At 36.3% G+C, this 7,612-nt stretch carries 10 protein-coding genes; 9 read left to right on the top strand and 1 reads right to left on the bottom strand.

The genetic code is table 11. The annotated features are described in order from the left end of the window. The 5 genes from DRF57_RS23080 to DRF57_RS23060 all read left to right on the top strand — a co-directional run. On the top strand, positions 1-264 hold a 264-nt coding region (locus tag DRF57_RS23080; protein WP_115921092.1), incomplete at its 5' end, for an endonuclease domain-containing protein. Positions 265-610: 346 nt separating this feature from the next. Next, complete coding sequence (locus tag DRF57_RS23075) at positions 611-2,596, top strand: urocanate hydratase (RefSeq protein WP_047486132.1); 1,986 nt, start codon at positions 611-613, stop codon at positions 2,594-2,596. A 15-nt stretch (positions 2,597-2,611) separates the two neighbouring features. Next, positions 2,612-3,154 (top strand): Crp/Fnr family transcriptional regulator, encoded by a 543-nt coding sequence (locus tag DRF57_RS23070; RefSeq protein ID WP_047486130.1) that lies wholly within the window; start codon positions 2,612-2,614, stop codon positions 3,152-3,154. Positions 3,155-3,208: 54 nt separating this feature from the next. Then, entirely contained in the window at positions 3,209-3,970 is a 762-nt protein-coding gene (locus DRF57_RS23065) for an MBL fold metallo-hydrolase (protein WP_115921091.1), read from the top strand. A 41-nt stretch (positions 3,971-4,011) separates the two neighbouring features. Then, positions 4,012-4,785, top strand: coding sequence for an NAD-binding protein (locus DRF57_RS23060; RefSeq protein ID WP_115921090.1), 774 nt, complete (start codon positions 4,012-4,014; stop codon positions 4,783-4,785). 79 nt (positions 4,786-4,864) lie between these two features. Here the strand turns inward: DRF57_RS23060 and DRF57_RS23055 are convergent, their stop codons facing one another. After that, entirely contained in the window at positions 4,865-5,164 is a 300-nt protein-coding gene (locus tag DRF57_RS23055) for a hypothetical protein (RefSeq protein ID WP_047486126.1), read from the bottom strand. A 292-nt stretch (positions 5,165-5,456) separates the two neighbouring features. Between DRF57_RS23055 and DRF57_RS23050 the strand changes: the two genes are divergently transcribed. From DRF57_RS23050 to DRF57_RS23035, 4 genes are all read left to right on the top strand, one after another. Next, positions 5,457-6,053, top strand: coding sequence for a hypothetical protein (locus DRF57_RS23050; RefSeq protein ID WP_047486124.1), 597 nt, complete (start codon positions 5,457-5,459; stop codon positions 6,051-6,053). 89 nt (positions 6,054-6,142) lie between these two features. After that, positions 6,143-6,688, top strand: a complete 546-nt coding sequence (locus DRF57_RS23045; RefSeq protein WP_115921089.1) for a Crp/Fnr family transcriptional regulator — start codon at positions 6,143-6,145, stop codon at positions 6,686-6,688. 43 nt (positions 6,689-6,731) lie between these two features. After that, complete coding sequence (locus DRF57_RS23040) at positions 6,732-7,121, top strand: tautomerase family protein (protein ID WP_115921088.1); 390 nt, start codon at positions 6,732-6,734, stop codon at positions 7,119-7,121. A gap of 1 nt (position 7,122) precedes the next feature. Further along, positions 7,123-7,524, top strand: a complete 402-nt coding sequence (locus DRF57_RS23035; RefSeq protein ID WP_157969928.1) for a polysaccharide biosynthesis C-terminal domain-containing protein — start codon at positions 7,123-7,125, stop codon at positions 7,522-7,524. The last annotated feature ends 88 nt before the right edge of the window (positions 7,525-7,612 follow it).

Raw genomic sequence — 7,612 nt, 5'->3', positions numbered from 1 at the left:
TTTGACAGACAACGAATTATTGGGAACTATATTGTTGATTTCTATGTGAAAGCATTAGGATTGGTCATTGAAATTGACGGTTCAAGTCATGATGAGAAAAAAGTTTATGACGGAATCAGACAGGAATATTTAGAGTCTTTAGGACTGTTGGTTTTTAGGGTAGATGATTTTGATATCAGAAATAACCTTAGTATAGTAATGAGAGAGCTCGAAGAATTTATTATTCTGAATTACGGAACCACCCCGTCTTCCAAAATTCTGTAAATTTTGAAATCCACCCCTCCAGAGGAGGGGAATCTGAGTGTTTTATTTCAATATGTGTAACAGATGTACCTTGTCGTCTTAATTTCAGTAAGATTTTTTATTTTTATACTCAACACTTTGTTTTCTGAGAAAGAAATTCCCCTCCCTTGGAGGGGTGGCTTCGACTGAAAGGAGAAGATGGGGTGGTCAAAAAGCATACAAGAGATAATAGATGTAGCAAATCTAGTCTTTCACGCTTTTACTTTACCCTTATTCAGCTTTTCCCCTGTTTTGTTGCAGATATTTTATAATTTGAATATCTTTAAAACTTCAAACATTGTTTAAACATAGAACTTTAAATAGCAATATGACATTTCAAGAACAAATACAACAAGGTATACCTAATCAGCTGCCACAGCCAAAACCATACGAAACAAATATTAACCATGCTCCGAAGCGTAAAGAAATTTTAGGGGAAGAAGAAAAAAAACTGGCATTGAAGAATGCCTTACGTTATTTCGATCCCAAGTTTCATGCAGCATTAATTCCCGAGTTTAAGCAGGAGCTGGAAGACTACGGAAGAATCTATATGTATCGTTTCCGTCCGGATTATGAAATGAAGGCGAGGCCGATTAGTGATTATCCTGGAAAATCTGAGCAGGCAAAAGCAATCATGTTGATGATTCAGAATAACCTGGATTATGCGGTAGCTCAGCATCCACATGAACTGATCACTTACGGTGGAAATGGGGCTGTTTTTTCAAACTGGGCACAATATCTTCTGACCATAAAATATTTGTCTGAAATGACGGATGAGCAGACCTTAGTGATGTATTCAGGACACCCGATGGGATTGTTCCCATCCCATAAAGATGCTCCAAGAGTGGTCGTGACCAACGGAATGATGATTCCGAACTACTCAAAGCCGGATGACTGGGAGAAATTCAATGCACTGGGGGTAACTCAGTACGGCCAGATGACAGCAGGAAGCTATATGTATATTGGTCCACAGGGAATTGTTCATGGGACAACAATTACAGCTTTAAATGCTTTCAGAAAAATAAATAAAGAACCTCAGGGAGGACTTTTTGTAACTTCAGGTTTAGGAGGTATGAGCGGTGCTCAGCCAAAGGCAGGAAATATTGCAGGATGCGTTACCGTATGTGCGGAAGTGAATCCAAAGATTACAAAAATACGCCACGACCAGAAATGGGTGAATGAAATTCATGAAAATCTGGATGAACTGGTACAAAGAGTAAGAGAAGCTCAGCAGAATAAAGAAGCTGTTTCTTTGGCCTATCTTGGAAATATCGTTGATGTCTGGGAAAAATTTGATGAAGCAGATTTAAGAATTGATATCGGTTCAGACCAGACTTCACTTCACAATCCGTGGGCTGGAGGATATTATCCGGTAGGACAAAGTTTTGAGGAATCGAACAGAATGATGGCTGAAGATCCTGAGCTATTCAAAGAGAAAGTACAGGAAACTTTAAAGAGACATGCTGCAGCTATCAATAAACATACAAAGAAAGGTACTTATTTCTTTGATTACGGAAATGCCTTCTTACTGGAAGCCTCCAGAGCAGGAGCAGATGTAATGGCTGAAAATCCAACATTGGGAAGAGAGTTTAAATATCCTAGTTATGTTCAGGATATTATGGGACCTATGTGTTTTGACTATGGTTTCGGACCGTTCCGTTGGGTATGTACCAGCGGAAAACCGGAAGATCTGCAGAAAACAGATACTATTGCCTGTACAGTATTGGAAGAAATGATCAAAAACTCTCCTGAAGAAATTCAGCAGCAGATGAAAGATAATATCCAGTGGATCAAGGGAGCTCAGGAAAACAGATTAGTAGTAGGTTCCCAGGCAAGAATCCTGTACGCAGATGCAGAAGGAAGAATGAAAATTGCTGAGGCTTTTAATAAAGCGATTAAAAATGGAGAGATCGGACCGGTAGTATTGGGAAGAGATCATCATGATGTATCAGGAACAGATTCTCCTTACAGAGAAACTTCCAATATTTATGATGGTTCCAGATTTACAGCGGATATGGCGATTCATAATGTTATTGGTGACAGTTTCCGTGGTGCTACCTGGGTTTCTATTCACAATGGAGGTGGTGTAGGCTGGGGAGAAGTGATCAACGGAGGTTTCGGAATGTTGTTGGATGGAAGTGACGATGCAGACAGAAGATTGAAATCTATGCTGTTTTGGGACGTTAACAACGGAATCTCAAGAAGAAGCTGGGCAAGAAATGAAGGCGCTATGTTTGCCATTAAAAGAGCAATGGAAATAGAGCCGAACCTGAAAGTGACGCTTCCTAACCTTGTAGATGAAAACTTATTATAAATAATATACATACCATTGGCAACTATTAATAAAAAACTGTTTTCACACCTTAATGTAGAGGATGATGATCCTGTTTGGGAAAAATTTGCCAGGGTTGAATTTTCAAAAAAAAACAGATTTCCGGACAATAAAGCCTTTCTTGTAGAAGCGGGGCTGGTCCGGAAATTTTATATCAATACAACATCGGATATCGATACTGAAATATCCGCAGAATTCTTTTTTGCCGGTGATATTTTCACTGTGGAAGAAAAAGGATCTGGTGTTGTCTATGAATCTTTAGATAGAGGGCTTGCCTGGGAAATCACTTTGGAAGAGGTAAAGGAAATGTTTGCCGTTAATCCTGAGTGTCGTTTTGTTCAGAATTACTACCTGAGCAGGAAGCTGAATGCAGCCATGAAAAGGGAAATGCTTTTGCTGAAAAATACTCCACAGGATCTCTACGAATACTTATTAAAAAGTAAACCTCATTACATTCAGCATATTCCCCTGAAATATCTGGCGTCTTATATCGGGATTACTCCGATTTCTCTGAGCCGGATCAGGAAGAGAATTAATTAACTTTTGTTTATTGTTTGACCTTCCATAAGTCTTTTCCTTTGTTGAAAAAAGAATATGGAAATACAAAAATTAAACTGGGCAGGAATAAAACTGATATCTGAGGATAAAACAATTTTAATTGATGCAGTGGAAGACTTTTCTTATTACAAACCTGTGTTAGGGGAGGCTGTAGACGAAGTGATCAGGTTTACAGATGAGGTAGAGGCGGATTATATCCTATTTACCCATATGCATCTGGATCATTTTGATAAAAGTGTTTTGAAAAAATGTCTGAAAAAGGAGGGAAAACTGATTGTATATTCAGGGTTAGAGCCTGTTGTCAGAAAGGTGATGGATGATATTGAGATGATCGTTCTGGATCTGAATGAAACCTTCACAGAAAACAATATTACCTTTAAGCCCGTATTTGCAATGGATGGAGTAGGAGAGATCCAGAGCTCATGGATTGTAGAAGATCTGCATACGAAGATTTTTCATGGTGGAGATACGATCTGGCATAATCAGTTCTGGAAATTGGGACAGGAAAATAAGAATATAGACTATGCATTTTTGCCCGCCAATGGGGTTGTGGTGAATTTTGAAATGATAGGATTGGAATACAGCCCGGTACCTGCTTCACTCAATCTGAAAGAAGCTTTTGCCGCGGCACATCTGTTACATGCCCGAAAGCTGGTTCCTATACATTACGGATTATTTGCCCATGAGAAATTTTATATTCCTGAGCTATTTGACCAGGAGGATTTACAAAAAACTTCCAAGGACGTAGGGCAGAAATATCTTGTTCTGAAAGATGGAGAGGTATTGATGGATTCATAGACTGTCATTTGTTTTTAACAAACAGACTAATACATTAAAAAATGAAAAAAATAGGAATTATAGGTTGTGGTTGGCTAGGCAGTCATATTGCAGAGAAATTATCCGGGCAATATGAGATTTTTGCAACGACCACATCAGAGTCTAAAATAGAAGATTTATCTGCTAAAGGATACCATGTGACACAGGTCAGCTTTCCGGACGATGATATATCCGAAACAATGCAGGAGTGGGCTATGGCACCAGAGCTGGATGCGGTAATCATCACGGTTCCGTTTTCGGGGATAAGGGGTGCTGAAATTCCGTTGCATGAGAGAGCTCAGAATTTACTGGCATTTCTTGGGGATTATAAAGGCCAGGTCTATCTGATGAGCTCTACGGGAGTTTATCCGAATACTGAAAAAGAATTTACAGAAGAAGACCGTCCTGCAGATGAGGTTCCAAGTGAGAGCATCATAAAAAGCAGATTTCCTGAGGTTAATATTTTGAGACTGGCCGGATTAATGGGAGACCAGAGACTGTTGAAGAATTATAATATATCCAATCTGGATCTGTTGGTCAACCATATTCATTATGCAGATATTTGTTCAGTGGTTGAAAAAATGCTGAAGAATCAATCCCAATCCAAAGTTTATAATGTAGTGGCGCCTGTGCATCCTAACAAAGAAGAGATTATCAATGCACAGAAAGATCTGCCGTATTTGGGTGACCGTACTACCCAGGGTAGAACAATATCCCCCTCAAAATTAATTTCAGAACTGGATTTTGAATTTCAATATCCGGATCCACGATATTTTCATCTTACGACTGGTTCCTAATGATGATGTTTTAAAAAAACAGAAACCTGCTGTGAGGCAGGTTTTTTTATTCAATTTTCATGTATATGTCACTGTATTTTTAATCCTGATAGTCTATGATTTCATATGCAATTTGTTCTTTCTCTAGGTAGATTTTCAACGCATCAAGATCTGTCCACACATAAGAAGAACCATACCGGCAAATATAAATGCCATCATTTTCAAGAATAATACTGCTATTTGGTAGTTGACCAGTGTTTTCTGCATGTCTGAAATCCCGGAACAGCTGATTGGCATATTCATATTTTTTCTCAAAAAGATCAGAGCTTTCCAGCAAATCCTGAATTTCTGCAGTCTGTTTCTCTGTAAGCTTTGCTTTTAATTTATATTCAAATCCCATTTTAATTGCTTCTGTATTCGCAATTTACCAATAATAAAAATGAATGTTTGACCTTTTTTGTTGGAAGAACGCATTTCCCAATGAAGAATACTAACTTCTTTGATCTTTGTTGGAGTGTTTTACCCCACCTTCTCCTTTCATTCGAATCTACCTCTCCGGAAGAGGAGAATTTCTTTCTTAGAAAACGAGGTTTGGGGTATAAAAAATGTACTGCATTTGAGCGTGAAAGATATAGTTACTATTCTTTTCCAACCTTTTCTATCCTCAGAGCATCTGTATAAGAAAAGATCCTATGAAAATTACCATACCAAAACCCTGTCATGAAAACTGGGGAAATATGCCCCCTGAGGAGAAAGGAAGATTTTGTTCCGTTTGTTCTAAAACAGTCAGAGATTTTAGAAGTTCTTCTGATGAGGAAATTATGAATGCTTTTTCCGGTCCTTCCGAAAATATTTGTGGAAATTTTAATGAATCACAGCTTAACAGGGAATTACAATATTCTTTTGTCAATTCACTTTTTGCAAAATTTGCGGTTGGTTTTATTTTGACAACGGGAGGATTTGTTTCTGTCAGTGCACAGCAACATATAAAGAATGATACTGTAGAAATAGCAGAATTAAAAGATGTGGTAATGCCGGAAGTGCGAAAAGACAGTATAGCCCGTGGACGGATGAGACTTGGAGGAGGGAAAGTAATTAATCGGAAAGATATTGAACCGGTATATGTTGTAGACGGGAAAATAATTGATTATAAATCATTTTCATCCCTTGATCAAAACTCAATTAAAGACATGAAAATTGTAAAAGGCGATGAAGCAACTGCTTTATATGGTGAGAAAGCTAAAAATGGAGTAATTGTGATTAGCACTAAAAAGAAAATAAAGAAATAACAGTAAACTTTGAAATAATATTTAAACTTTTGATTTTACTATGAAACAAATAAATTTTTAAATAAATTGTATCCTAGATTTATAATACTATGCTTTCAGCTGAAACTTTAGAAAAAATAATAAACATTAGCCATACAATTGCTTTAAAACGCAATGATTATTTTGTAAAAGAAAATGAGATTTGTAATTATGTAGGCATTGTGAAAAAGGGTACTCTATATTCTTATTTTGAAGATTCGGAAGCCAATATGCTTGTCAATGAATTATATAATGAGCAATCTATTATAACATCATACAGAAGTTTTTTAACTGGGATTCCATCACCTGCTTTTATAAAAGCCTATTCGGATACAGAAATTTATGCAATTGAAAAAAAAACATACAATGAATTGATACAACATCAGGAATGGAGTTTGATATTTAAAGAAGTTGCAGACGAATTATTTATTAATAAATGTTTTAAAGAAACTTCATTAATTAAATTAAAAGCCAGAGAACGTTATTTAGCATTAATACATGAAAGAACTCGTCTGGAACAGTATTTTCCTCAACATCTTATAGCTTCTTATCTTAAAATTCGTCCCGAAACTTTATCGAGAATTAAAAGTCTTGACATACATCAAGATAATAAGTAATTATTCTTTCTGATTTTTGTATTGTAACAAAATAATAAATACAATGCCTTTAGTAAGAATTACTTTATCCGAAAACTATTCTGAGGAAGAATGTAACCAAATTTCTCAGGCTATTCATTTAGCATTAATCGAAGATTTTAATATTCCAACTGATGATTATTTTCACATCGTTGAGAGAGTGAAGCCTTCTCAGCTGTTTTTTCCAAACCAATATTTGGGAGTGAAACACGACCAGGGAATTCTGTTTCTTCAAATTATTGCAGCTATTGGTAGAAGCAAGGAGCAAAAAGAAAAACTGTATAAAAATATCGTTTTAAAAATTTCAGAATCTACCAAGATAAATCCACAGAACATAATCATTACTTTGCTTGAAAATTCAAAAGAAAACTGGTCATTCGGCAATGGTGAAATGCAAAACTTTAGTCATATATAAGATGCTGGAGATTGTAAATGCTAAGCAATTGTTGGAAAACAGTCTTGAAGACCAAATGTTGAATCAAAAAGTAGTTTTTCTTACAGGTGACGATGATAATTCTTTTTTTATTATAGAATTACATAAAGATCAAACACTATCAGGGCATTATCATAAAGAAAAAATCGAGATATATTATATTCTGGAAGGTGAAGCTGAAATTATAACGGCTCAATTTGATGACCGGAAAATAATGGATCGATTCGTCCAAAGTGTTAAAAAAGGAGATACTTTTTCTATAAAACCTTATAAGGTGCATCAAATTACAAACACAGGAACAGAAGTACTTCAGATTTTAGCTATTGCACCCAAAAGTCATAGTGCAGAAGATCGGTACTTCGTCTCCTTACATAATGAAGAATAATGAGAGTCCCAATAATTATAATAGCTGTCGTTTTATCGCTGTGATAACTGATATAATTAAAATCTCCGGCGATCGAAGATCGCCGGAG

It is taken from the genome of Chryseobacterium rhizosphaerae (assembly GCF_003385455.1).
Lineage (GTDB): Bacteria > Bacteroidota > Bacteroidia > Flavobacteriales > Weeksellaceae > Chryseobacterium > Chryseobacterium rhizosphaerae.
Note: the sequence above shows the minus strand (reverse complement) of the source record. Positions and strands in the feature narration are given on the sequence as shown.